This is a genomic window from Bradyrhizobium sp. NBAIM08 (assembly GCF_020193935.1).
In the GTDB taxonomy this organism is placed as follows: Bacteria; Pseudomonadota; Alphaproteobacteria; order Rhizobiales; family Xanthobacteraceae; genus Bradyrhizobium; species Bradyrhizobium yuanmingense.
Window position 1 is genome coordinate 1 of the sequence record NZ_JADYVR010001398.1, and the last position, 380, is coordinate 380.

The 380-nt window shown below is 38.2% G+C and carries 1 protein-coding gene; it reads left to right on the top strand.

The genetic code is table 11. The annotated features are described in order from the left end of the window. On the top strand, positions 1 to 380 hold a 380-nt coding region (locus tag I6F37_RS45115), incomplete at both ends, for a hypothetical protein (protein WP_225155146.1).

The following is a 380-nucleotide window of genomic DNA, read 5'->3' on the forward strand; positions in this document are numbered from 1 at the left end:
TTTAAAAACATTAATCAGCGGACGTATGAAAGGTCTTATTGGGATATCATTACTTGCTTTACTTGCAAGTTGCAAACAGCACAAAATTAATTTTAAGGAGGAAGAAGAGAAGATCACACATGCTTGGACAGATTGGTCAAAGAAGGCAGCAACGGGAAAACCTGAAGAAATAGCATATTATTTTGCCAATGATGTGTTGATTGTAGATCAAGCCCCACAACCTATAAAGGGAAAAGCTGAAATGATTAAGATATATGCAGCTGCCCCTGCCAACTTCGAAATGGACATTAAATGGGAAGATGAGGCAAAGCCACATCTCGTAAAAATTTCAAAAGATGGTGATATGGCGTACTCGTTAGATAGAATGCAAGCACCTGTAA